Here is a 25,124-nt window from a genome sequence, read left to right as displayed (position 1 = left end):
GTTGATTTTTTTAAGGTAAGCATTCGGTTTTTGGGGTCATGTTTTCCCAAAGGGCTATCATCCTGCAAGCTAAACTTGACAGTCTATTAGAAATAAACCCGGTACAAGATATTGGGCAACAACCCAAACTGTGTCGTATTGTTAATACCGTCGGGAGCATTTCGGTCGTAATATTCAGTCAGCTTCCCTTTGTTATTGGTGACGTTCTCTAGATTGAGAAACAGCTCATGGGTAGCGGATTTTCGGGCGATTTTGTAACTGACCGAGAGGGTAAGCTGGTAAATGTCTTCCAGATCGTTTTCATAGGCATTGGCGTAATCCCAGTATTGATTATTCGCTGTATCTACTGCTGCTTTGCCTTGGGCATCCCGTAAGATCGGGAGTACTTTTTGTCCACCGCCTATAAAGAATCTAGCGTTGATTCCAAGGGTTTTGTTACACTTTTTACCCAGTTGGGTGAATTCTTTGCCTCCGACCAAATTGATCAAATAGTTGCTGTTGAAGCGGGTGTTGCGCATAATACCTTCCAGCGATTTGTACTCAGATTCATAGATGGAGGTATTGGCTAGGAAGTAGTAGCCATCAGCGAAAAACCGCTGAAGGGAAAGTTCTACTCCGTAATTTCGCCCCCTCCCTTCATTGACCAGGTCAACGTATCTGATCTCGGCACCTTCGTTGATGGTTGCGTAGTAGCTGGTATCATTGTTCTCTACGGGCAAGTCATACAGATGCTGGTAGTAGGCTTCAATTTTTCCGATCAATCCGGGAGCAAATTGATGTTCATAACCTAGTACAAAATGGTGAGCTTTCAGTAAGTCCAGGTCTTCGTTGGGTTGGATAAATGTTTCTTCGCTGGTTTCAATTTTTGCAAAATAATGATGGATGCTTTCCATTGAGCTGTGCTTCCCGTAGCCAAAACTCATGGTGTTGCGATCATTGACTTGCCAGCGAGCCGACAAGCGAGGTTCTAGGGTATGTTTTTGGTTAAAAAACACATTGGTATTGTGCAGGCCACCAACCAGGCTTATGGCATCGTTCATGCGGTACTTCCAACTTACGTAACTACGGAGATTGCCCAATTGCTTGTCAAGGTCTAGCAGCGCACTGAATGGAGAATCGATGGCAGGTCGCATACGCTGGTCGATCAACTGGTCGAATAACGTGTAAATAGCACCTACTTGTAAACTATGCTGAGGACGAATCTCTCGGTGGTAGACGCTGCTGGCGCGATAGGTATTCTTACGTAATTTGCTGGTATAACTGTTTACTCCAGTACCCAGAGAGTCGGTTTTTTGGTAAACATCGTCATCAATACCCTCCAGTGAATAAGATAGGGAGCTTTTGAGATAACCCTGTTTCCCCAAGCTAATAGTGTGGTTCAGCCCCGTATTGAAGAGGTAGGAAGCTTTTTCGTAATCCTCAAAAATCAAACCACTCATGATCTCATCACCGGGTGTATCCCAGTCTTCGGGCGTCGCATTGACAATCAGAAAATCACTCTTACCACCCAAACCAAACAGAGAAAAGGTGCCCGTTTTTTGGGTAGGTAGATGCAATTTAAAAGCCGCATCCTGAAACCTTGGATTTCCATCTACTTCTACTAAGCCCGCATCGCTAAGGATACTAGCTGTAGAGTAGCGGTAGTTGACTAAAAAAGAGCCTCCGTACCCTTGCCGAAGTGGCCCCTCAAAGGTCAGGTCGGTGCCCAGTAAGCCGATACCGAAGGTAGACTCTCGTTTTTCATTATTACCGTTTCTTAATTTTACATCATAAACACCAGACAAAGCGTTCCCGAAAGCTGCGGGGAAGGCGCCCATGTAAAAATCCGATGTAGCCAGTAAGTTGGTATTCAGGGTGCTGGTAGCGCCGAGAACTGCATTCTGGTCAGCAAAGTGGTTGGGGTTGGTAATGGGTACGCCTTCCAGCGTCCACTGCATGTATTTAGGAGAATTGCCTCGAACGATGATGTCATTGCCGCCAGTGCCAGAATTTGCAACACCAGCGTAGTTGGCGGTAATAATAGCAGGATCATTAAAACTGCCAGTCATTCTGGAGATCTCCTCCGTAGAAATAGAGCGAGCACTGATCAAGGCCATTGAATTGGTAGGTGTGCCATTGCCTTGAAAGGCCTTCACAATGACCTCTTCCATTTCAATAGCAGCCTGTTCCATGGTAAGATCTAAAACGACTTCTTTACCAGAATTGACCACAATATTAGGAACGAGTGTATTGTCGTACCCAAGGTAAGCCAGCCGTAGGTCAATGCGGCCCAGTGGTACTTGCGTGATCTTAAATTTACCATCAGTATCAGTGACATCGCCTCGCAGTGGCTCACTGTTAATGATGATGACTTCTGCACCAATAATGGGTTGGCGCGTATTGGCGTCAATTATGGTGCCACGAACGGTCTGCGAAAGCTCTTGCCCATAACCGCAAAGGGCAAAGAAGAGGATGAGTAGTGGACTTAGAATTAAGTTTTGCATATCAACAAATTTTTGTGCTCAGTGCATTTTTGTTGACGCAAAGATGGAGGCTGCCATCACCACCATCGTCCGGGATTATATTTATGGACTAATTATGAGATTCGGTACTTTTTGCGATGAGGTGTATCCGGTACATCAATCCTATGGTAATACTCATGACTACCATGACCAGCCCACCCAGTAGGGAGAATCGTTGTATTAACCCATCTGCCGATTGGAAGACAATCAGCCCTGCTGCTACGGCAGCCACCCCCGCCGCTGCTTGTTGTAAAGCGGCATCTACGGCCATAAAGGAACCTCGCTCCTGCTTTTTCGGAATGACCGTGGCTAGCGATGCAGAAGTAATCATTCGGGCATTGATCCCTACAAAAAGCAAGGTGTGCAAGCCAATGAGGGGCCACAAAAGAGTTTCCTGTAGGTGGGTGAATACGCCTACTGTTATCAGGGTAAGCAGGGTGCTTGCAATAAAGATTTTTAGAGGCCCATAGTGATCGGTAACTTTTCCTACTAATGGTGCTGCAATAAACGTTACTAACCCGGCGACTCCATAAATAAGGGGCAAATCTTCAAGGGCAACATTCAAATTGTTGCTGATGAATGCAGAACCAAAAGTCATCAATGCTACATCCCCTGTAACGATCAGTGCATTGTTGCTGAAAACATGTAGATAATTCCTGTTTTTAATGGCTTTAGCTATATGTTTCAAGGGTAGAGTACCTTTCGCATCTAGTAAATGCTGGTCGACGGGGGTCATTTTTTTATAAATCAAGAACAAGAGTGTCAGCCCCAGAAAAAAAATCGCTGCAAAGCTCAAATGCCAATGCAGGTGTGTTGCCAGGTAGAGGCCTGCTGGCAAACCCAGGATTTGCCCTCCGGCAAAGGCCATCTGGATAAAGCCCATCGCACGCCCTCGTTGCTTTACCGCAAAGATGTCAGTCACTATCGCAAAACAAATCGAAGCAACTACTCCTCCAAAACAACCCGTAATGATTCTGGCAAGGAAAAGTGCCGTGTAAGAATTTGCTAGAGAAGATAAAAAAACACCTAAGATAAACCCAGAATAGAAAAACAAGAGGAGCTGTTTGCGGTCAAATTTATCAGCATAGCCTGCTGCTGCAAAAGCGGAAATACCGGCACTAAAAGCATAAGCCGAGACGAGCAAACCAAACTCTCGTGTCGTCACCTCAAGAGCAGGTAATAGAATCGCACTCAAGGCGGAGAGCAGCATAAAGTCTACCACAATGGTAAATAATATCAAAGGGATGACAATGACCAAAAATAGTTGGTAAGGCGTGAATTTGGATGGAAGATTATTAGTCATGGTACTTATCATTCCTGTTGGGATTTTACCCATCTACGCGGAGTCATTCCCTCTACCTTTTTGAAAAATGCATTAAAAACCGTCTTGGAATTGAAGCCGCTTTCATAAGCAAGTCCCAGTAAAGTCAGGTGGCTATTGTTGGGGTCAAGCGCTTTGGTTTTAAAGACTTTAAGTCGGAAAGCATTGATGTATTCATTGAAATTTTTGCCGACCTGCTCGTTCAACAACCACGATAATTTATTGGGATGAAGGTCAATATGTTCCGCCAGTTGCCGCAAGGATAAAGACGAATCCAGAAACAATTGTTCTTCCGTCATACTGCGATCGAGTGGAATCAGGTATTGTTCAATTTCTTCCGGTGTCATTAGCACCGAACTGGAAGCCGTTTTTTCGGATATCACCAAGGTTTTGATGGGAGAGGGGCGGTAATTACTTTGATCAGTAAAATTCATTCTATCGTAAATAGCCTGAAATCGTTTGTCTGACCTGATATTGTCCCATATCCAGTGATGTTTTAGGGTAACCAACATTACGGAACGCTCCTGGTAGCCTCGCTCCAACCAAGCTGTGGCTTCGTCGGGCATATCCAGCATAGTATATAACATTGCCGGATCCATGGGGTCAATGTAGCTTGTTTGGCCAATCTCAGTGATAGCTTCCTTTTTCTTACCCATCAAAATTTTCACCATGAGGAGGTCCAGCTTGGCCAAACCTTCACCACCTGAAATATCCAATGCTCTATGGATCGCTTGTTGTGCTTGGTCAAACTTTCCAAGATAGCCCAATACTAATCCCCGCCATCGTTGGGCCTCCCCAAAATCGCCATCAATCATGAGTGCATTATCGAAGGCTTGAAGGGCCTCTTCGAACCTTTTGGCAAAGAAATAGCACAAGCCTAATTGCCAATGCCCAATGACGTGTAGCGGATCGGTATCCAACAATTGTTGCGCGACATGGATGGCCCGATCGTAGTCTTTTTGGATGAAGATGTAATAATAGGAAATGAACTCATTCTGATTCGGTAGGCCATTTTCAATGGCTTTATTGTACTGAAACAAAGCGGCATCCCAGTCCCAATCGAAGAAAAAGTGAATATAGGCTAGCACCTTGTGCGCGAGGGGTTCTTGATGGTTGATGCTGAGGGCTTTCTTGGCAGCTATTCGTGCCTTACCATGCGCCTCGGTGTTGGAGAGCATGCCAAAACCAGCTTGGTGTAGATAAGTTTCGCCAATATAAGCGTAAGCCTGCGCGTACTGTGGATCAAGCGTTACGGCTTGTTGAAAATAGCCTAGCGCCTTTTTGATATCCTCAAAATCCTTGCGCTTGAGGTAATAGCTACCTTGGAGGAGCGCTTCGTAGGCATCCGTGTTTTTGGTAGGCATCCCTTTGGTGATCGTCCGGATATTGAAGTGCCCGAAATTTTCTCGTATTTGGTCGGCGATGAGTAAGCTGATTTCATCCTGGAGGGCAAAAATATTGTTCATCTCCCGGTCGAAATTCTGTGCCCAAAGGTGTGCCCCATCAGCAGTGTCGATAAGCTGCGCGGTGATTCTTACCCAATTGTTAGCTTTGCGGATACTCCCTTCTAGAATGGTACTTACGCCCAGCTGCTGGCCGATGGTTCGGATATCAATATGTTTATTCTTAAAAGCAAAGGAGGAAGTACGAGCGATCACTTTCAACTCTTCGATAGTCGTGAGTGCATTGATGATTTCCTCCGTGATTCCATCACTAAAGTACTCATTCTCAGGATCAGCACTCATATTGACAAAAGGTAGCACCGCAATGGATTTCTTCTCCGGCAGAAGGCTCATGCTTTAAGTAAGTGAGTTATGGGTTGGTAACGCTGCCAAAGATAGGCAAAACTTGGAGATGGAGTGACTATAGGCGCTGGCGCAATCAAGGGATAAACTTCTTGTCTCGGTAGAATTACAAAAAGTTGTAGCCCCACCGAGACTTCCCGCTCCATTGCATTACGCGGGATAGACTTCTCATCTCGCTAGAATTATCAAAAGTAGTGACCTCACCGAGATTCGAACTCGGATCTAGCGTTTAGGAAACGCTTGTTCTATCCCTTGAACTATGAGGCCATAAAAAAGTAGACGGCAAATATAAGATGTTTAGGCTTATTCCATCTTCCTGGCTGGGTAAAAGCTTGTATCTTTCCGAAAATTTGTATTCACGTATGCACAAAGCGTTTTACTTTGTAAATCCTATTGAGGTCAAAGGACTTGAAATGCCAGCACTTTCTCCTCAGATGATGTACCTGATAGCGACGGATGTTGAACAGAAGGGCAAAGCGGCTATCTTGCGCCAATTGGCGCGCTTGTTTGAGATTGATCTGGAGGAGCTTTTACACCCCGTTTTGGAGCAAGAACCAGCAATATTTATGCGCTATGACCCCGACGAAGAGGAGTGGGAATTTCTCGGCGAGCGTACCGATAAAGATTTGATGCTACGCACCTACCAGCTGGCCACCTCCATGAAAACGGGAGAAATAGATGATGAGATCGCAGATGATATGCTACAGCAAGGATGGTCGAGTTTTCGTGGGCTCAAAGAAGAGGTAGACAAGATGCTGCAACTGATTACTGCCTATCCTTTTTTCTGGCGAGCCATCAAATACCAGGATCAAGACTGGCTAAAACCCTACCTGGAACAAGCGATTCCTGAACACTCGGAGGAAGAGCAAATCATAACGGCCTTCCACCTGGATGTACAGGCACTGGCTCGTTATTGTCAGGAGGCTGGTCAGCAAAAGTTGCTCTGGTTTGCTAAACATTATTAGAATTTTAAACCACCAATCACCATGACGCTGGAAACCTTTCACTCGTATTGCATGGCCAAACCAGGCGTTGAAGAAACCTTCCCTTTCAATGAATCAACGCTGGTTTTTAAAGTAATGGGAAAAATGTTCGCTCTCTGCGGACTAGACAAAGATGTATTTGAAATCAACCTGAAATGTGACCCGGATTGGGGCGTAGAATTACGCGAGCAATATCCTGATATTCAGCCCGGTTATCACATGAGTAAAATCCACTGGAATACCATCCTGGTAGAAGGCGATGTCCCCGAAAAACTCCTGCTTGAATTGATCGACCACAGCTACGACCTCGTCGTCAAAGGCCTGCCCAAAAAGCTGAAGCTGGAACTGGAAGAATTACGCAACGAGGGTTAGGGTGTAAAAGTTGGGTAGGTGCATTAAGGTGTAAAAGTTGGGTGAGTGTAAAGGTGTAAAGGTTGCATCCCTCAAGTAGCATCAAATACTTCCGACTTTGAAAAGTATAAAGGTATATTTGCCACTAGGCAAAATCCCAACCCTTACACTTTCACACCTTGAGACACAAACCATCAACCATCAACCAACAACCATCAACCAAAAAAAACCTCATCATCGGCCATGGTATCGCCGGTGCATTATTGGGCTACTTCCTGGAACAAGCTGGCGAAGCGTGCATCTACCTTGATGCCCCCGACCAGCAGGCCGCAACCCAGGTAGCAGCGGGCATCATCAATCCCATTACGGGCCGTCGTTTTGTGAAATCATGGCGCATAGATGATCTGGTGCCCTTTGCACAGCAGTTGTACCGCCAGTTGGAACAAGAGCTTGATATTCATTTTTACCACGAACGCCCGCTGGTCAGGACGCTCTTCAATCGTGGCGAAGAAAACAATTGGCAAGCCCGTGTGCTGGAGGATGCCTACCAGGATTACTATCACGAGCCGCCCCGTTTAGGTAATATCCCCGAACTGACGGAGCCTGCATTTTCTTACCTCGAAGTGACCCACACGGCGCAAGTGACCATCGGTGTTTTGGTAGACGCTTTGAAGGCAAAACGTAAAAGCGAAGGCTGCTTCCTTGAGGAAGCTTTTGTGCCCGAGCAGTTGGTGATCCGGGAAAAGGATGTTCAATATGGTGAGCTAACCGCCGACCGCATCCTCTTTTGCGAGGGTTGGCGCGCTCGTTTCAATCCCTGGTTTGGTCACTTGCCATACGGCGGCAACAAAGGAGAAATACTCCTGATTCGGCTACCTGATGCTCAGTTGGAACAGATGTTCAAACACCGTATTTTTATCGTCCCTTTTATGGATGATTTGTACTGGGTTGGTTCGACCTCTGAAAATCAGTTTACCAGCGAAGCACCTACACCAGCTGGAAAGGCCTATTTGCAAGCTCGTCTGGAAGAAGTGCTTACTACGCCGTACGATTTGGTCGATCACCGAGCAGCTATTCGCCCAACCGTCAAGGATCGTCGTCCTTTTTTAGGGTTGCACCCACAGTATCCGCAGCTGGGGATTTTTAATGGACTGGGGACAAAAGGGGCGTCCTTGGGGCCCTACTGGGCCAAACATTTTGCGGATTACTTAACTTTCAATCAGGAACTAGACTTTGCTGTAGATATTCAGCGTTTCAAATAAAAAACCACCATGTTGCCTCACCACCTATCATCATCTCCGTACAGACGTTGCATTGCAATGTCTATACTGCTATTATTGACAATCACCTCACTCATGGCTCAGGATATCCTCTCTAACGAACCCTTTACCAGGGAATGGAAAAACATCGATTCCCTTTACCAACAAGGGTTACCAGAATCGGCAGGCGTAGCACTCCTCGAATTAAAGGGAGAACTGGCAGGAATGAAAGATGACAATCCATTGCGGCAAGCACATGAAATCAAGGTGCTATTGTATGAACTGGTATTAGAAGCACGGCAAGAACAGGGAGAATGGAACGCCCTGCAAATCCTGGAAGAACTAACCGCCTATGCCGATCAGCCAGCAAAAGCTATTTATCAGTCTTACCTGGCCGAGAAATACCTCAACTATTGGCAAAACCACCGCTGGCAAATTGATCAGCGAACGGAACTGTCAGACGCCACACCCACCGACGACGAAACCACCTGGAGTTCCCAGAATTTCGTGAATCGAATCACTGAATTATATCTATCCTCTCTCACCGCAACGGAATTACGCGACAAAGACCTCGCTGCCTATGGCCCCTTGGTCGTTCCCGGCGAAAATGCCGACGATTTACGTCCCAGTATCTACGATTTACTGCTGGATCGGGCGCTGCAATATTTTAGGAACAATGATGCTTTTCTGGGGGAACCCGCTTACGAACCACTTCTCGATAATGTGGCTTTATTAGGACCTGTAAAAGATTTTGTTACGTACGAATTGCCCAGCAGCGAAAAGGCAACCAGCTTTCACCGCACTTTGGACATCTTGCAAGAGGCGCTCAGTTGGTCTTTACGTATTCGGCCAAATAGCAAAGCACATCTCGACCTGGATTTGACGCGCCTTGAACTGATCTACCGCCAGCTAGATACAGAAGATCGTCACGATGCTTATCGCAAAAGTTTGAACAGTCTGCAAAAACAGCACCAGCAAACGCCCCAGGAGGCCATGGTGCTAAAAGCTATGATGAATTTTCATGAGCAGCAGGGGCAAACCTACCAACCGGATCAGCCCGAACTTGAAGCGCTGCGTTGGGAATACCAAAAAGCAGTAGCTATCGCACGCGATATCCGAGCGCGCTTCCCGAAAGAACAGGCGGCCAGTGATGCGACCAACTTACTTAATCGAATATTAAGGCCGGAATTACAAACCACTATCGAGGCGGTGCAAATGCCTCAAACGCCGGGCCTGGTGCAGCTAAGCTACAATAATGTGGAGCAGGTTTTCCTGAAAGCCATCCCTATTACATCGGAGGAATACCATGATCAAAACAAAACCCGCCAGAAACTCCAGGCGATCCTGAGTAAAAAAGCTAGCTTGGAATGGTCGGAACAACTGCCGCAACCGGGTGATTTTCGTGTACATACCGTAGAAACGGCCTTGCAAGGTCTCCAACCCGGGGTGTATTGCCTGGCCATTGCCACCAAGGCTGATTTTTCCTTTGACGAAGGGGCTACCTCTATGATTTACTTCTGGGTGTCGGAATTGGCAGTCGTTCAGCATTCCGATCGGGAGGACAATTACAAGGTCATTGTGGTCAATCGCCGCACGGGCCAACCTGTGCCAAATGCTACGGTAAAGGTCTGGGTCAATAACCGCCGCAACCGCAACGAGGAGCCTATGGTACAGCATGCTGTCTACCAATCGGATCGGGATGGACAAGTAACCATCAAAGGTATTTCTCGTGATCGGGTAGCACTGGAAATTATTACGGAAACGGATCGCCTGTTTCCTAGTGAATATTTTTGGTTGTACAGCAACAGCTACGACCGGCAGCAAAAACCGCCACCCTACACTGTGTTTTTTACGGATCGCGGTTTGTATCGGCCAGGGCAGATCGTTTATTTTAAAGCGCTCGCTTTACAGCAGGACAAAGAAGTGCCAGCCATTGTGCCGAATGCAAAGTTTTCGGTCAGTCTCTTGGATGGGAATAGCCAGGAAGTGGCAACGATCGCCCTCAAGACCAACGAATTCGGTTCCGCAAGCGGGCAATTTACCTTGCCAGCCGGTGGATTACTAGGCAGTATGTACCTGAAATCAAGTTTGGGAAATGGCTCCGCAAAATTACTGCGGGTAGAGGAATACAAACGCCCCCGCTTTGAAGTTGACATAGCAGACCTCAAAGCAGAACCCCGCCTGCGAGATACCGTCGAGGTAGAAGGGGTGGCTACCGCCTATGCCGGGCCAGCTATTGCCGACGCCAAGGTCAGCTACACCGTCGTACGAGAAGTGGTATTCCCTTGGTACCGGGGCTATGGCAGGTATTTTCCTTCGTACCACCAACCACAAACGCTCGCTACGGGAACTACCACCACCGATGCCGAAGGGAAATTTGCCTTTGACTTCTTTGCCGATCCCGATGAAGCGGTAGAGAAGAACCGTTTTCCGCTCTACTATTTTAAGGTAAATGTGGAGGTTGTGGATGGTACTGGTGAAACCAGGATGGCCAACAAAGACATCAGCCTCACGGAATACCCTTTCCAGTTGAACCTCAATCTCGCGTCCTCTTTCGATAAGCAAGAAGGGCTTGTTTTTGATTTAAGTTGCCAAAACCTTGACGGCTTTCCGCTAAAAAAAGAGGTGATGGTCAACGTCAAAAAGCTGGACAGTCCTGCACGTACTTTCGTTGATCGCTATTGGGGCCGACCCGATTTACCATTGCTGAAGGAGAAAACTTTCCGCAAGTATTTTCCCCAGTTTACTTACGAAAAGAAAGAAGAAAAAGCATACTGGCCGGAAGGTGCTGAAGTATTTAGTACCGCGCTCACCTTGGCGGGCCGTGATAGTTTGACCATCAGTGCTAAGGATTGGTCAGTCGGGCATTACCGGGTGACCTTACTAACGGTGACACCACAGGGCGATACCTTACAAACGAGCCAGGATTTTCAGGTACACGACTGGTCTAAAGGCGAGTTTGCCGTAGGGGAGTGGCTGTATACCCGACCATCGGAGGGAGATTTCGAGCCCGGCGCAGCGGTTGCTTTACAGTTGGGGCAACAGGCTGGCGATATCAAGGTGTTTTCAGTTTTACAAAACCGTTCCGATGCCTATTGGGAACGTTGGCTTTCTGGTGGTGAGCGTATTGAATACCAACTGACAGAAGCAGACCGTGGGGGACTTAGTTGGAGTGGTTTTTACGTTGCTAATAGCCGTTTCTATCAGACCTCTGCCTACTGGTCGGTGCCTTGGAGCAACAAAGATTTGGATATTACTTTTGAGACTTTTCGCTCCAAGATCTACCCCGATGCGGAGGAAGAATTTATCCTCCGAATTGATGGGCCAGATAAGGAAAGAATAGCTACGGAGGTCTTGGCGAGTATGTACGACGCCAGCCTGGATCAGATTGCGCCTTTCTCCTGGCAATTTCCGGCTTATCCTACCGGGATGGTGCTGCGCAACTGGCAGACATTAGGTTTTCAGCAATTACAGGATTACAGCAATTTCAATAGCACACCTATTCCTGTTGAAAAAGAAATGAACCTGATTTACCCAAGGCTTTGGACCAATACGGGCTACGGTTCGCCTTCCTTTATGCTGATGATGGACGGTGCTCCCATGGGGGTAAGAATGCGCAGCTCAATGGCTTTTAGTGAAGCAGAGGAAAGCGATGCAGCTGTGGCTAAATCAAGTGCCGAAAACACCCCTCCATCACCTCCACCTCCACCACCTCCTGCCCCATACGAAGCAATAACTTCCTCCGCAGGTAGCGCATTGCCTGAAGGGCCTGCACCCACCAAAATAAGGACTAACCTGGGCGAGACGGCTTTCTTCTTTCCCCAGCTGGCTACGGATGCCGAAGGGAGAGTAGTGCTCAAATTCCGGGCACCGGAATCGCTGACACGTTGGAAGTTGCAGCTTTTTGGTCATAGCAAAGACTTGGCTTACAGCCTCTCAACCGAGGAGGTGGTGACGCAAAAGGAATTGATGATCTTGCCCAATGCGCCGCGTTTTTTACGAGAAGGAGATCAAATGACTTTTACCGCCAAGGTGAGTAACCTCTCTGATAAAGTGCTCAGCGGGGAAGCTGTTCTGGAGTTGTTTGATGTGCAAACAAATGAAGGAATTGCCAGTGCTTACGGACTGAAGGCGAAAAACACCTCTTTCAATTTGGCTACGGGTGCTTCTGAAACGGTCAGTTGGTCGTTGACGGTGCCGAAAAAAGCAGCGGGTGTTTTGGGCTATCGGGTGATTGCCCGTGCTGGCAATTTTTCTGATGGTGAAGAAGCGGCGCTTCCTGTATTGACCAATCGGATTTTACTTACGGAGGCCCAGCCGCTTTTTGTACGTCCCAAACAAACAAAAACCTTCACTTTAGAGCGCTTGCAGAACGCTGATGCCTCCACTGATCAGTATGCTTTCCAGTTGGACATCACCAGCAATCCTGCTTGGGAGGCGATCAAGGCGCTGCCTTACTTGCAGGAATATCCTTATGACTGTACGGAGCAGATCGTCAATCGTATGTTTGCCAACAGCCTGGCGAGTAAGGTGGTCAAAGATTACCCAAAAATTCGTGACGTTTTTGCTGCTTGGCGCAACGATGGGGAGGCCTTGAAAAGCCCGCTTTTCCAAAACGAAGAACTGAAAACAGCCCTGCTGGAAGAAACGCCCTGGGTGATGGAAGCCAAAAGCGAAAGCCTGCAAAGAGAACGCATCGCCCTGCTTTTTGATCTGGATCGCTTGGCCAATGAGCAGGCAGTCGCCCAACGCAAGTTGCTAGACCGGCAGTCGCCCAATGGTGCTTTTAGTTGGTTTCCCGGTGGACCGGAACAGTGGTACATGACCCAGTACGTGGTGGAGCAGCTCTCTCATCTGCGGCAGCTTACCGGCGAAGAGATGAACTATGAGTTGAGGAATGCCCTGGAAAACGCCATGCGCTACTGTGACCAGCAAGCCTACAAATGGTACTCAGAATTGAAGGAAGCGCAGAAAAAGGATAAAGTGTATTCGGCGAGCCCGCAAGTTATCCACTACCTCTATACCCGCAGTATGAATTTGGACATTGACCTGCTACCAGCGCAAATGGAGATGTACGAATATTGCTGGTCGCAGGTGACGGAGCATTGGCTAGCTGCCAGCTTGTACGAGCAGGCCCTGATCGCCCTGGCCGCAAAATACAGCAGCCGGGAAGAGTTGGCCAATAAGATCTTCGCTTCCTTAAAGGAGCGGTCTTTGCATACTGAAGAAATGGGACGCTACTGGAAACAGTCCAATGGTTACTATTGGTACCAAAACAATGTAGAAACCCACGTCCGACTGTTGGAACTCTTTGCGGCGATGAATGCCGACGAAGAGACCCTTTCTGAATTGAAAATATGGCTACTACGCAACAAAGAAACCAACCGCTGGGAAACCACCAAAGCTACTGCGGCAGCAGTCTTCGGGCTGGTCAGCACAGGCGATAATTGGCTGGGCGAGACCACACCACTTGAAGTAAGTTTCCCCAATTGGTCGAAATCGGCTTACGAGGATAAGGTGGCTGCTGCGCAAGAAAATGCCGAAGCGGGTACGGGGGCTTACCAAGTACGCTGGACGGAAGAAGAGGTACAACCCGCGATGGCTACCATTCGCCTGCGCAACCGCTCGAAAGCACCGGGATGGGGTGCCTTGTACTGGCAGTATTTTACCAATATTGACGCAGTGACCAGAGATGCCGACAACCCCTTGCGGATAGAACGCACCTTGTACCAGCGCGTAAACAATGGCGATGGAGAAGTGCTACAAGCTCTGACCAAGGCCCCGCAAGCTGGCGATCGGATCACTGTCCGCCTGGTGGTGCGCAATGACCGGGCACTGGAGTATGTACACCTCAAGGATCTACGTGCCAGTGGCCTGGAACCCCTAGATCAGTTGAGCAGCTATCGCTATCAGGGGGGCTTAGGCTATTACCAACAGACCACGGACTTGGGTACACATTTCTTCTTTCACTGGCTCCCTGCCGGAGAATACGTGCTGGAATACGACCTTGTTGTTTTCCACCAAGGTGATTTTTCTGGCGGTTTGTCTACGATTCAGTGCATGTATGCGCCAAAGTTTGTGAGCCACAGCGAGGGCACACGATTGCAGGTAGGGGAGTAATAAAGGACCGTAGCTGCTCCATAGCGTCGGGTTTCACCCCCGACTACAGCTGCTCCGTAGGGCAGGGTTTCATACCCTGCATGAAGGAGCAGCGGATAGCCTGGTGCCGCAGTGGCGTTTGCACCGCAACGCTACTACCGGCATGGCCCATAAAAAGCATAGTAAGAATGACTGCGTTTCATGAGCACTTATCTTTAAAATACCCTCCATCGTCGAGAATTCTGGCATCGCAATGGGGAAAGGTGCATCTTTGTTGAGAATTAATTACCCGAATGTATGCGAAAGCAAATCAAGCAATTTGCTACCAAGAAGATAAAAGAATCATTTATGAGTTCAGGAAAAAGTGATCGTGCCAAGCACGCCGACACCGTCGTACGCAATCATGTTATTTGGTCGATGGGAGCCAGCTTCCTCATCCCGATTCCCATTGCGGATGTTTTTGCCGTGAGTGCTTTACAGTTGGATATGATCCGACAATTGAGTCGGGTATATGATGTTGATTTTGCGGAAACGCAGGGCAAAGCCATCATTACTTCCCTAACGAGTAGCACACTGGCCCGCGCGGGTGCCCGTAGTCTGATCAAATTGGTGCCAGGAATTGGGACGCTCATTGGAGGAGTCACTGTTTCGGTATTCAACGGTGCTTCAACTTACGCTTTGGGCGAGGTCTTCAAGCGGCATTTTGATTCCGGTGGGACCATCCTCGATTTTGACACGGAACGACTGAAAAAAGTCTACAAAGAAAAGTTCGAGAAAGGCAAAAAGGTAGCCAAAGAATGGCAAGCAGAAGCAGAACAAACGGAAACTGCTGAAGCCCAACCAACGGCCCAGACGGAACCCGCAGCAAATGTTACTAATCCGCCACCTGCGACGGCGAAAAACACTGAGGAGACCTCCATCATGGATAAACTCAAAAGCCTGGCCCAAATGCGAGACGAAGGCGTTATCACGGAGGAAGAATTTTCGGAAATGAAACGCAAATTGATCGCGGGGATGTAATGAAAAAAGTAAGAGGATTGTAATGTAACAGTCCTCTTACTTTTTTTATAGTTCTGCCTGTGTATCCATTTTCGAGTCTAGTCATCCACCAAAACCATTTTTCCTTGCATCTTGTGTCTTGGAGTAGCAGCTTCAAAACGGGATGCTGAAGGCTTCCCCGGAAAAAATCCGTTAAAAATTACAGTAATGTGCCAAGATATTAACATCTTAGCAGCTGGTCAGTAAGCGGATGTGGGAAAGCTACCCGAGATTGACTTTAAAAAACGTATAATTGCATCAAAACAAAACCGGAAAATGAGATTGGTATTAAACGTCATTCTTCTAGTCATCGCAGCGGCACTCGCGTACATGCTGTATATGAGTATCGAAGAACCCATCGCTTTTGACGCTGAGAAACAGCGCCGCAAAGATATTGTTGTGGAGAAGTTAGAGCTCATTCGTGATGCTCAGGAAATGTACCGGGATATTACCGGTAATTTCGCTCCTAACTTTGACACCCTGGTAGATGTGCTGACCAACGGACGCTTTATGCGGATTGCGGTCATTGGTGATCCGGATGATCCTAACTTTACCGGAGAGATCACTTATGATACCAGCTACACCAATGCTATCGACTCGATTCGTACCTTGGGAATCGACCTACAGTCGCTTAAGTATGTGCCTTTATTTAAAGATACGGAGCAGGCTACCTTCCAAATTGCTGCTGATACCATTGACTATCAGTCGACCATGGTAGCTGTTGTAGAAGTGGGAACTCCGTATAAAACGTTTATGGGTAAATATGCCGATGCACGTTTTGCTAAGTACGATCAGAATTACAGCCCTAATAAAATCATCAAATTTGGTGATCTGAATAAACCAAATCTTTCTGGTAATTGGGAGTAATTCGCTATGATATTACAGAGGAGACTTTCCGTGAGCAAAGTCTGCCTCAATCTGAACTGTCCATCCTTACCGGGATGGACAGTTCCAGTTATTTAATTACAGACCCTGAGCAAAAGGCTTTGGCCATCAGGGCTTTTAGTCATCCTCCGTCAGAGACTTGGTGGCAAACGGATGAAAGGTTGAGTGCAGGTTTTAAGAAAATTCGCCTGGCGTGGTTGGGACCCCGTTTTACACTGGTACCGGCCAGGCTCTACAATGGTGATGCTCGCCAAACAATCCTTACGGATTTGACCGACTTGAAAGACTCGGATACTATTCTGGCCGATGCGCTGCCAGAGCTTGGTGCTTACCTGCTATACGCGCTTGATAAGGAGAAACTGAGTGAATGGCGTCGGGTATTTGTGGGATGCCGCTTTTATCATGGCCTTACCCCCATCCTCCACGAGTTGGCTCAGTATACTCGTCGGCAAGGTCGTGCCCAGATGTATGCTTATGTGAGAGACGGACTTTTGTATCTCATTGGTATTGAGCGCGATCGGCTACTTTTTTGTAATGCCTTTACTTGTCATGCCGCGAAAGATTATCTTTACTATGTTTTACTCGCTTACGAGCAATGTGCTTGGAAGCCAGCTCAGGTTCCACTAAAAATTTTTGGTGAAATACTACCGGCGACAGAGGTCTACAACTTGTTTTATCGCTATGTACGCGATGTAGCGTTTCTGAATTCAAAAGAGACTTCAATGATGGGGCCTCAAGCCAGGCAACATGCTGTTCATCTTTTTTACGACTTACTAAGCCTTCAACAATATCATTAATTTTTTTGTATGCGTATTATAGGAGGAAGATTTAAAGGGAGGCGCTTTAACCCACCAGCGAAAAATTGGCCTACTCGGCCTACCACTGATTACGCTAAAGAAGGCTTGTTTAATATCCTTTACAATACTTTTGATTTTAGTGAAATAAGGGTGCTGGACCTTTTTGGAGGAACGGGTAACCATAGCTATGAATTCATTTCCAGAGGCTGCCGTGATGTCACTTATGTCGATAAATTTCCTGGTTGTGTAGCTTTCGCGAAACGCACTGCCAAAGAGCTCGATATAGAAAGCTACATGCACATCAACCGTGCTGATGTCTTCCGGTTTATTCAACAGCAGCAGGCTCCTTACGATTATATTTTTGCGGGTCCTCCTTACCCTTTGCCCAATATTCCGGAAATTCCAGATCTCATCTTAGCGCAGCAATTGCTCAAGCCTGGTGGTTGGCTTGTTTTAGAACACAACCCACAGCATAATTTTGAGAAGCATCCCAATTTGCTGCAAGTCCGTAACTACGGGACCACCATTTTTAGTATTTTTACCGTTCCGGTAACGGAGGAAGAATAAACTACACACCCAATTTTTGGCCTTCATTGAAGGAAGGTTATTCCATCTGATCAACTTGTCAATAGTTCTGAATAACTGTTGATAGGCTTAATGTTGACACGTATGTTGCAGCGTTGTGTAGTTTCGTTTATGCTGTGTCTGATAGGGTTCATTCCCCGAACTATTCAGTCGGATGAAGCTCCCCGTAGTGGGCAGTGGTTGGGTAAACTCACCCAAGAGCAAGGAGGATATCGTCAAGAATATGATTTTGAACTCTACTTGACGGCTAAAAACGATCGATACGCTGGGCGAACTTATGTTTATGCACCCAATGTACTCGGTGTACTGTCCTTTACCGGGCAGCAAAGAGGAGCCGTTTTGTACTTAAAAGAAGAAGAATTGCTCATCAGTCGTAAACCAAGCGATTTGTCCTGGTGTTTCAAAACCATGCAGTTGAGGCAAGTGAAAAGAGGCGATGATTGGTACCTTGAAGGACCCTGGCAAGGTACTTCCGAATATGGAATTTGTATACCAGGCTGGCTGAGCTTGAAATATATTCCACCAAAGGTATAGGAGTGACGCCGCGGCGATATTGATCGTCTAAAAATAGAACATTAATTTTTTACAATAGTGGTGAAAAACAAAGTGCCCTGGTCTGGTTTACGTGCACAACTGAATGAGTGGGGGCGTACGAGAGAACCTTTCCTGCTGTTGGCAGACTTTGAACTTCAGCAGCTGCAGGCCTTGCGCTTATCGGACATTGATCCTTCTGTCCTTCGCTTTCAATTTCATCAGCATGCTAATTATGTAATTCCTTCTTCTGAACCTAGCCCTCCACTGGAGTGGACGCCTAGTTATGTCAGCGCACAACGTTATCAAGATGCTTTTCAACGGGTACAAGAAGGGCTCAAACGTGGTGATAGTTTTCTGACTAACCTTACTTTTCCAACCGATATTACGACCAACTGGACGCTGGAAGATATTTATCACCATACCCAAGCACGTTACAAATTGTGGTGGAAAGATCACTTCACTGTTTTCTCGCCAGAAATATTCGTACAAATCAAAGATGGCCGTATTTTATCTTACCCGATGAAGGGGACGCTACCCGCTTATCTACGTGGAGAACAATTGCTGGCCGATCCCAAAGAAAGTGCTGAACACGCTACGATCGTTGATTTGATCCGTAATGACTTGAGCCAGGTGGCTAGCCAGGTACGGGTGGAAGATTATCGCTATCTGGAACGCCTCTCCACACCCAGAGGTGGGCTATGGCAAACCAGTACGCGGATTGGTGGTGCGCTGAAACCCGATTTTCATTGTCATCTCGGTGATATATTGCTGCGACTGCTTCCCGCCGGGAGTATAAGTGGTGCTCCGAAAGTGGAAACAATCAACATTATTCAAGCAGCCGAAGGACAGCAAAGGGGCTTTTATACCGGTATCGCTGCTATTTGGGATGGTTACGAATTGGATAGCTGTGTGTTGATTCGTTTTGTGGAAAAACACCGCGATGGATTGCGTTATTGGTCAGGTGGTGGAATTACAGCTTACAGTACCTGGGAGGAAGAGTACCAGGAATTAAAGGAAAAGGTATACCTCCCTTTGAGAACGGTGGCAAAAGTAGATTTGTCCTTCTCGTAATCCTGACTTATATTTGATGTAATTTAAAACTACACCCAATCCCTTTTACACTTTGGAGGAACAGCTGGTCCAATTACTAGAGTCGATATGCCTTCAAGATGGTACCTTAGACCTCCTTCCTTTTCATCAGGAGCGGGTGAATCACTCGCGTCGCCAGCTTTTTGGGATCAAACAACAGTTGAATTTAAAAACCTTTCTGGACCAGCAATCGCTTCCCGACACAGGTTGCCATAAAATAAGGATTGTTTACGATAAAGTGATCCACTCTTTTTCTTGTGAACCTTATGCACAGCGTAGGGTAAAAACGCTTCGCGTCGTCAATTTGGAGCCCTTCAATTACCGCTATAAATACCTGGATCGTAAACGCCTGGATGAAGCTTTTACCTACCGCGATGGCTGTGATGATATCATTATGAGTTGGCACGACTACATTACCGACTCTTACTATGGCAATTTGGCTTTGTACGATGGTCAAAAATGGTGGACCCCCGTACACCCACTACTCAAAGGAACGCGTAGAGCCAAGTTGTGTAAAGAAGGCCGTTTGCACCCCACCGTCATCCGGGTACCTGATTTGAAATATTTCAAAGAGGTAAGAATTATCAATGCCATGATACCTTTGGCAGAGAGTAGGCCGATTAAGGTGGACCAAATATTTTTGCCAGGACAGTAGGACAGTAAAAGTAGCTTCTAGTGAAAAAGGTATCAATGTTGACTTGGTAAAGCACTAATGCTCCGTGAAAACACTTTCCCCTTGATTGAAAAAAATCCAGGCTTTGTGTTCAAACCCATAAATTGATAATAAAATACGCTGATGTTCAGCTTTTAGCGCTGCTTCTCCATTTAAGTAATCCCTGATTGCGCGATCATGAACATTTGATTCCTTGATGATCAGCCCATTGAATTCCCAATAATGGAAGAGGTCTTCAAGGTGCTTAATGGGGAACAGCGGATTTGGGGATTGGACAGGCACTTTTTGTAGTGCTTGCCGTATTTCGGGGTAATAAAACCACATCAGTGGCTGGGAAGTATCCTCTTCGGTTTTTACCAATGGAGCCAGACCAATGATGCGCCGATCTAAAAGTTGGGTTGAGTTACTGAAAAACCATACAGTCTTCAGGCGGAAACCGACAATATTCGTTTTTTGATCACGTAGCGTTTGTAATGCTTCCTCCTGCTCAAGTTTAACCCTGAAACGGTCGTCCGTTCCACTATAAGCTACGGTTGTTGACTGTTCCAAAATAGCCGCATCCAAAGCCTTAAACAAAAGGTCATCAGCAAATAACAAAGGATTGTCGGCTAAGGATAGATCAAACCAAAGTCGTTTCTCCCAGTATATTTCCGATTCATGGACCCAAGGATAGGGGATAAGGTCGTCCTGGCGTTTCAAAGGAGCGGGCGTGTTGAAGAGTGCTGCGGGGCCTTTTTTAGGTGCCTTGGGGTAATCAACAACATAGTTCCAGGGATGGGTATAGGTTCTCTGGTGAAATAATTCTCCATTTTCTTTCCATACTTTCCAGGTACCCAGTCTCCAGCCATTGGCCAATTCGCCTTGTGCTTTCATCTGGCCATTTTCGTAGTATTGGGTGAAAGTGCCACTCAGCAGGCTTGTTCGCGAGTCAAAGGTATACTTTAACGGATGTGGCGCTAAGGATAATTCGTAAAAAGCCGAATCTGGTGTTTGTGCAACGATTGGAGTGATAAGGAGCGTGTTTATCGTACCAACGAAGATGAAAATGAAACGCTTAAATATAGTTCTAGGCATAACACTTTTGGTTTTATTAATCGTTGAGGGAGTGGTAAATTAATGCAATTGCCAAAGCGCTACAAAGTACTTGTCTATTGCTGTTCGCTCCTCTTCAGATGTCGGTAGCATTACCTTTACGATCCTGAAACCCACATCGGGATAGCCTCGGTTTTTTGTCATTTTTAGCCGGTAGTAATCTCTGATATTTGCTAGTTGTCGACGATAAGAAGCACCAATGGTAAGACTGTGCTGAAGCTTTAGCAGTTCTAATGTATCTTCTTGATATGCTAGATCTGGATTCAGGTCATGCAGAAAGCTATATTCTGTGATAGGATAAGAATGGAGTAACCAATCCGCATAATCCTGGTTGAAGTCGTGTTTTTTTCGTTTGCTGTCCAGTTGACGAAAGGCACCAATCCACTGATAATAAGTGGGTAAAGTGTAATAATAGGAATAGGAACCAGGGCGCTGTTCTTCCAGGGTTCTCCATTGGCAGTAGGCTATAGCGTTTTCCCAGGAGATTCCTAAGGCAGGGTACTTGTCATAGTCATCGGTTTCCCAATAAGCACGGTAGGCTTCGGCGTGGGTGATGCTGGTGTCAGGTCGTAGTTGGCGGTACATTTCCGATGGCTGACTTTCAACAAATTGTCGGTATTCTTTCAGGCTAATTTGTCTGCTGATAGAAAAATCGGTTAGTGAGATAGAGATTACTCTAGGTCGCTTTATGAAGGAGTTAGCGATATCTGGCTCGCTTTCTGAACGATAGTTGAACTGCTGTGCAGGTATCTGGTAAAAGTCTGTTGTTGAAGCTTGCGCAAGGAGCTGCCAACTGGGCCAGATAAACATCATCCAGATGAAGAGATTGCATGATCTAGTCATAGGTAGAACATTGATTATTGGCGACATATACTGTTTAGGCGATCAGCTTACCGCCCCACATGATCAATCTGGTCTTCCTCCAGCAGTGGTGCCAGCTGAAAGCGTAGGAATAATTGGGCTGTAGCCAAAACATCTTTTTCGCAATAGTGAGCGATCCGATCAATGTCATCATCTTCCCAGAAAACGCGGCCGACCATGCTGCCGTCGATATCATCCTTTGGAGAAGGGAAGCCGAGGGTGGCTGCTAGTAGCTTGAGGGAGGTATAAGATTTGCGATCCCCAAATTTCCAAAGTTCCATGGTGTCCAGCAGGTGCTTGGTTTCCCAGGGCTTTTTCCCGGCAATGTCGAGCATTTTAGGGAAAGTCATATTGTTGACGATCATGCGTCGGCAGACGTAGGGGATATCAAATTCCTTGATGTTGTGTCCGCAAAGGAAATACTTCATGGGGTTGTTGTAGTACTGGGCCAATAGCTCGGCAAAGCCGCTGAGTACTTCGCCTTCATCCGCACTAGCGAAGGATTTTAAGCGAACTTTTAAGCGCTTATCTTTGTCGCGATGTACGGCACCGACAGAGATACAGACAATTTTTCCAAATTCCGCAAAGATAGCGGCTCGATCCTGATAGGAGGCCGCCAGGTCTTCTTCGCTGATTTCGTCGGTGGTTTTAAGTACCGAACGAGCCTTGTGCGCCCATAGTGCTTGGAGATCTTCATGGAGGTCGGTGAATGCTGCATGTCCGCTGACCGTCTCAATATCAAGGAAAAGGACGTTGGCAATATCGATTTGTTCGAGCATAAATAGAGGGAGTTTTGATGTAGAGCAGGCACTAAAGTAGGAAAAAATCACTGCTTTTTTAAGATACAATTAAAAGGGGCTAATTGCGTTATAAGCACGAGAATTTACACATTTGATTTTAAAAAAGGTCTAGTTATGACAACCAACACAACTCCTCCAACGCCCACACCTCCACCACTTCCTCCCAAACAAGATAATTCCAAGCAGCGACTGATTGCCATTGCAGCAGTGATAATCGTAGCTTTGTTAGCGGTCAACGCGTGGCTGCTGTTCAAATATACACAGGCCGACAAAGCACAGGAAACCCTCACTACGCAATTGGATGAATCCACCAAGCTGCAAGAAGAACTCAATGACCAGTATTACGAGGCCAAAGCAGAATTGGAATCTATGCGTTCCAACAATGCGGAATTAAATGCCCTGATTGAACAACAACAACAAGAGCTTCTGGAATCAAAGGATAGAATTGCTAGCTTAATCCGCAAAGGTGGTGATGGCAGTGCAGCTCGCGCCGAAATTTCTCAGTTGAAACAACAACTGAATGGTTATTTGGCTGAACTCAATCAACTCAGAGAGCAAAATGCTTTATTGGCAGATGAAAACCAGCAACTTTCCCAAGAGCGTGATAATTTGCAAACGGATTTGAGTTCTTCTCTCCAGACCAATGAAAGCCTTAGCCAGGAACGCGCGCTTTTGGTAAGTGAAAAGCAACAATTAGCGTCTACCAATAATAGTTTGTCGCGCAAGGTGAACCAGGCATCTGTCATTAAAGTGAACGGATTAGAGGCCGTTGGGCAGAAGATTCGCCGTAGTGGTACACCTGTAACTCGGCAAGATGCTTCCAATGTAGAGCGGATTTCAATTTCTTTCACCACATCGGTCAATGAAATCACAGAACCGGGTCAGGAAGAATTCATCGTTCGAATTATCAACCCTCAGGGAGAAACCTTAGCGCTTGAGCAAATGGGATCGGGCGTTTTTACCAACCAAGCCACTGGGGAATCAATGCGCTACACGCTGAAAGATGATATCAGCTACAATCGCAACCAAAATAACCTGGAGTTTATCTGGAACCCAGGTCAGCAGTTTTCTTCTGGTAATTACACGGTAGAGGTTTACAACAAAGGCTTCCTGGCCGGAAGTACAACCATGAGGCTAAAGTAGAAATATCGCTTAGCTAGACTTTCGACATTTTATCGAAAGTTGTAGAAAGATACGTAGACGATGGCATCGCCACTTTGAGTATAGGGTAGAGGGATTTGATAATGCTAGTAGAAACGGCCTATCAATTTTCCAACATCGGCTTTTTTAATCGAAGCTGGGAATTATGCATAATCGTCTGCTATCCCTCTACCTTTTACCCTGAGGGCGCGAAGCAGCCCGAGTACCCTGTACGGACTTTTGCCTAAAGTCCAGCTTAAACATACAGCGCGGCTATCTGAGAGGGTAGTCGCGCTGTATACATTAGAACAATGTTTTTCTGAGAAGAATAGGCATTGGCAATGAACCTCCTCTTGTCCTTACTGTTCCGTATTTAGTCGATCAGTTTCAAAAAAGACCATGGCCAAAGAGCACGCAAAACAAGACCAAGTGAAGGAAGCAAAATGGGTGAACCCTATTGACCCAGAAAAAATAGCAGAGAACCCTCATTTACTGCCGTATGCTCATACTGTGGGTGGAGCAGTAATCAAGCCCATGGACAAGGGGCGAATGAAAGGACGTGCAGTAGCTGCTATGTATGAGCAGACTGATTTGCAGCTAGCACAGATCAAGGAACAAATTGATTTGTTGGCTCAACAAGCAAGAAAACTACAGGAACGCGTACGTATTTCCGAGGAGATTTATCTGACGGACATGAATTTCGAACCGCTTATTGGGAGGAACTATTTTCTTTACCGACAATCTTCCGGCAAGACCATCCTCTCGATGGTTAGCCCCGATGAGTGGGGGAAGAAACCTCCCTATACCTTCGTTGCCGAAGTGAAGATGCTTGCCGACCATACCTGGGATGTTTTGCGTACCAATGAGGAATCCCCTTTTGGACAATAAAAAGCCACTTTTGACATTTACTAAAGATGAAATTCTTACTCTTAAGCATGGCCTTTAGTGGCCTCCTGTTTTCCTTCCCTGCTCCTAATGCCCCCGTTGTCTGGCAGGTGCCCACTACATATGATTTTGGAGATCTGGAACGAGGCGTACCACGGACGACCATTTTTACTTTCCGTAATATCGGTTCGGATGCTTTGTACATTGATAATGTGCGCACTTCCTGTGGTTGTACCAGCCCCGAATGGGAGGATGTACGCGTGGCGCCCGACTCATTAGGCCATATTGTGATCGAGTACGATGCTGATGATACAGGATACTTTAATAAAGGCATCAAAGTCTACTTCAATGGCTACCGCAAAGCTGAGCGGCTCTCAATAGAAGGCTGGGTAGAAGAGTAGTATTCAAAGTCGGAAGTGGGACGGT

The 25,124-nt window shown here is 46.6% G+C and carries 20 protein-coding genes and 1 tRNA gene; 14 read left to right on the top strand and 7 right to left on the bottom strand.

The features are described from left to right. Positions 1-86: 86 nt before the first annotated feature. The 4 genes from AB0L18_RS25165 to AB0L18_RS25150 all read right to left on the bottom strand — a co-directional run bounded on the left by AB0L18_RS25165 (position 87) and on the right by AB0L18_RS25150 (position 5,894). Positions 87-2,483 carry a carboxypeptidase-like regulatory domain-containing protein gene (locus tag AB0L18_RS25165; RefSeq protein WP_367390082.1) on the bottom strand — a complete coding sequence of 799 codons (2,397 nt, stop codon included), beginning with the start codon at positions 2,481-2,483 and terminating at the stop codon, positions 87-89. Between the two features lie 88 nt (positions 2,484-2,571). Further along, entirely contained in the window at positions 2,572-3,804 is a 1,233-nt protein-coding gene (locus AB0L18_RS25160; RefSeq protein WP_367390081.1) for an MFS transporter, read from the bottom strand. An 8-nt stretch (positions 3,805-3,812) separates the two neighbouring features. Further along, positions 3,813-5,618, bottom strand: a complete 1,806-nt coding sequence (locus AB0L18_RS25155) for a tetratricopeptide repeat protein (protein WP_367390080.1) — start codon at positions 5,616-5,618, stop codon at positions 3,813-3,815. Positions 5,619-5,822: 204 nt separating this feature from the next. Beyond that, positions 5,823-5,894 (bottom strand) — tRNA-Arg (locus AB0L18_RS25150). 95 nt (positions 5,895-5,989) lie between these two features. Between AB0L18_RS25150 and AB0L18_RS25145 the strand changes: the two genes are divergently transcribed. From AB0L18_RS25145 to AB0L18_RS25095, 11 genes are all read left to right on the top strand, one after another. Then, positions 5,990-6,592 (top strand): hypothetical protein, encoded by a 603-nt coding sequence (locus tag AB0L18_RS25145; RefSeq protein ID WP_367390079.1) that lies wholly within the window; start codon positions 5,990-5,992, stop codon positions 6,590-6,592. A 21-nt stretch (positions 6,593-6,613) separates the two neighbouring features. Then, positions 6,614-6,982, top strand: coding sequence for an MmcQ/YjbR family DNA-binding protein (locus AB0L18_RS25140; RefSeq protein ID WP_367390078.1), 369 nt, complete (start codon positions 6,614-6,616; stop codon positions 6,980-6,982). A gap of 158 nt (positions 6,983-7,140) precedes the next feature. Then, positions 7,141-8,223: an NAD(P)/FAD-dependent oxidoreductase gene (locus AB0L18_RS25135; RefSeq protein WP_367390077.1), complete on the top strand. Its 1,083-nt coding sequence runs from the start codon at positions 7,141-7,143 to the stop codon at positions 8,221-8,223. A 57-nt stretch (positions 8,224-8,280) separates the two neighbouring features. Beyond that, positions 8,281-14,340, top strand: a complete 6,060-nt coding sequence (locus AB0L18_RS25130) for an alpha-2-macroglobulin (RefSeq protein WP_367390076.1) — start codon at positions 8,281-8,283, stop codon at positions 14,338-14,340. Between the two features lie 276 nt (positions 14,341-14,616). Continuing rightward, positions 14,617-15,339, top strand: a complete 723-nt coding sequence (locus tag AB0L18_RS25125; protein ID WP_367390075.1) for a DUF697 domain-containing protein — start codon at positions 14,617-14,619, stop codon at positions 15,337-15,339. A 294-nt stretch (positions 15,340-15,633) separates the two neighbouring features. Continuing rightward, a complete protein-coding gene (locus AB0L18_RS25120) occupies positions 15,634-16,224 on the top strand; it encodes a hypothetical protein (protein WP_367390074.1) in 591 nt (196 codons plus the stop codon). Beyond that, complete coding sequence (locus AB0L18_RS25115; RefSeq protein WP_367390073.1) at positions 16,215-17,039, top strand: DUF3822 family protein; 825 nt, start codon at positions 16,215-16,217, stop codon at positions 17,037-17,039. The genes AB0L18_RS25120 and AB0L18_RS25115 overlap by 10 nt, the downstream gene beginning before the upstream one ends. A gap of 9 nt (positions 17,040-17,048) precedes the next feature. After that, positions 17,049-17,606 (top strand): RsmD family RNA methyltransferase, encoded by a 558-nt coding sequence (locus tag AB0L18_RS25110; protein WP_367390072.1) that lies wholly within the window; start codon positions 17,049-17,051, stop codon positions 17,604-17,606. Positions 17,607-17,696: 90 nt separating this feature from the next. Further along, a complete protein-coding gene (locus AB0L18_RS25105) occupies positions 17,697-18,158 on the top strand; it encodes a hypothetical protein (RefSeq protein ID WP_367390071.1) in 462 nt (153 codons plus the stop codon). A 60-nt stretch (positions 18,159-18,218) separates the two neighbouring features. Further along, a complete protein-coding gene (locus AB0L18_RS25100; RefSeq protein ID WP_367390070.1) occupies positions 18,219-19,229 on the top strand; it encodes an aminodeoxychorismate synthase component I in 1,011 nt (336 codons plus the stop codon). A gap of 52 nt (positions 19,230-19,281) precedes the next feature. Continuing rightward, the gene (locus AB0L18_RS25095) at positions 19,282-19,902 is read left to right on the top strand and encodes an aminotransferase class IV (RefSeq protein ID WP_367390069.1); all 621 of its coding nucleotides are present in this window, start codon (positions 19,282-19,284) and stop codon (positions 19,900-19,902) included. A gap of 54 nt (positions 19,903-19,956) precedes the next feature. Here the strand turns inward: AB0L18_RS25095 and AB0L18_RS25090 are convergent, their stop codons facing one another. Genes AB0L18_RS25090 through AB0L18_RS25080 form a run of 3 tightly spaced genes read right to left on the bottom strand, consistent with a single transcriptional unit; the run spans position 19,957 to position 22,652 of the window. Next, on the bottom strand, positions 19,957-20,994 hold the full coding sequence (locus tag AB0L18_RS25090; protein ID WP_367390068.1) for a hypothetical protein: 1,038 nt from the start codon (positions 20,992-20,994) through the stop codon (positions 19,957-19,959). A gap of 39 nt (positions 20,995-21,033) precedes the next feature. Then, positions 21,034-21,855: an SUMF1/EgtB/PvdO family nonheme iron enzyme gene (locus AB0L18_RS25085; protein WP_367390067.1), complete on the bottom strand. Its 822-nt coding sequence runs from the start codon at positions 21,853-21,855 to the stop codon at positions 21,034-21,036. Between the two features lie 47 nt (positions 21,856-21,902). After that, on the bottom strand, positions 21,903-22,652 hold the full coding sequence (locus tag AB0L18_RS25080; protein ID WP_367390066.1) for a 3'-5' exonuclease: 750 nt from the start codon (positions 22,650-22,652) through the stop codon (positions 21,903-21,905). A 135-nt stretch (positions 22,653-22,787) separates the two neighbouring features. Between AB0L18_RS25080 and AB0L18_RS25075 the strand changes: the two genes are divergently transcribed. The 3 genes from AB0L18_RS25075 to AB0L18_RS25065 all read left to right on the top strand — a co-directional run bounded on the left by AB0L18_RS25075 (position 22,788) and on the right by AB0L18_RS25065 (position 25,099). Beyond that, positions 22,788-23,816, top strand: a complete 1,029-nt coding sequence (locus tag AB0L18_RS25075) for a hypothetical protein (RefSeq protein WP_367390065.1) — start codon at positions 22,788-22,790, stop codon at positions 23,814-23,816. Between the two features lie 396 nt (positions 23,817-24,212). Then, a complete protein-coding gene (locus AB0L18_RS25070; RefSeq protein WP_367390064.1) occupies positions 24,213-24,701 on the top strand; it encodes a DUF2452 domain-containing protein in 489 nt (162 codons plus the stop codon). A gap of 26 nt (positions 24,702-24,727) precedes the next feature. Continuing rightward, positions 24,728-25,099, top strand: coding sequence for a DUF1573 domain-containing protein (locus AB0L18_RS25065; protein ID WP_367390063.1), 372 nt, complete (start codon positions 24,728-24,730; stop codon positions 25,097-25,099). Positions 25,100-25,124 lie beyond the last annotated feature (25 nt).

Source organism: Lewinella sp. LCG006 (genome assembly GCF_040784935.1).
In the GTDB taxonomy this organism is placed as follows: Bacteria; Bacteroidota; Bacteroidia; order Chitinophagales; family Saprospiraceae; genus Lewinella.
Note: the sequence above shows the minus strand (reverse complement) of the source record. Positions and strands in the feature narration are given on the sequence as shown.

Bases quoted from the DNA above. Each gene is read 5' to 3' on its own strand.
- AB0L18_RS25165 (WP_367390082.1), bottom strand. From the start codon at position 2,483: ATGCAAAACTTAATTCTAAGTCCACTACTCATCCTCTTCTTTGCCCTT.
- AB0L18_RS25160 (WP_367390081.1), bottom strand. From the start codon at position 3,804: ATGACTAATAATCTTCCATCCAAATTCACGCCTTACCAACTATTTTTG.
- AB0L18_RS25155 (WP_367390080.1), bottom strand. From the start codon at position 5,618: ATGAGCCTTCTGCCGGAGAAGAAATCCATTGCGGTGCTACCTTTTGTC.
- AB0L18_RS25145 (WP_367390079.1), top strand. From the start codon at position 5,990: ATGCACAAAGCGTTTTACTTTGTAAATCCTATTGAGGTCAAAGGACTT.
- AB0L18_RS25140 (WP_367390078.1), top strand. From the start codon at position 6,614: ATGACGCTGGAAACCTTTCACTCGTATTGCATGGCCAAACCAGGCGTT.
- AB0L18_RS25130 (WP_367390076.1), top strand. From the start codon at position 8,281: ATGTCTATACTGCTATTATTGACAATCACCTCACTCATGGCTCAGGAT.
- AB0L18_RS25125 (WP_367390075.1), top strand. From the start codon at position 14,617: ATGCGAAAGCAAATCAAGCAATTTGCTACCAAGAAGATAAAAGAATCA.
- AB0L18_RS25120 (WP_367390074.1), top strand. From the start codon at position 15,634: ATGAGATTGGTATTAAACGTCATTCTTCTAGTCATCGCAGCGGCACTC.
- AB0L18_RS25110 (WP_367390072.1), top strand. From the start codon at position 17,049: ATGCGTATTATAGGAGGAAGATTTAAAGGGAGGCGCTTTAACCCACCA.
- AB0L18_RS25105 (WP_367390071.1), top strand. From the start codon at position 17,697: ATGTTGACACGTATGTTGCAGCGTTGTGTAGTTTCGTTTATGCTGTGT.
- AB0L18_RS25090 (WP_367390068.1), bottom strand. From the start codon at position 20,994: ATGCCTAGAACTATATTTAAGCGTTTCATTTTCATCTTCGTTGGTACG.
- AB0L18_RS25085 (WP_367390067.1), bottom strand. From the start codon at position 21,855: ATGACTAGATCATGCAATCTCTTCATCTGGATGATGTTTATCTGGCCC.
- AB0L18_RS25080 (WP_367390066.1), bottom strand. From the start codon at position 22,652: ATGCTCGAACAAATCGATATTGCCAACGTCCTTTTCCTTGATATTGAG.
- AB0L18_RS25075 (WP_367390065.1), top strand. From the start codon at position 22,788: ATGACAACCAACACAACTCCTCCAACGCCCACACCTCCACCACTTCCT.
- AB0L18_RS25070 (WP_367390064.1), top strand. From the start codon at position 24,213: ATGGCCAAAGAGCACGCAAAACAAGACCAAGTGAAGGAAGCAAAATGG.
- AB0L18_RS25065 (WP_367390063.1), top strand. From the start codon at position 24,728: ATGAAATTCTTACTCTTAAGCATGGCCTTTAGTGGCCTCCTGTTTTCC.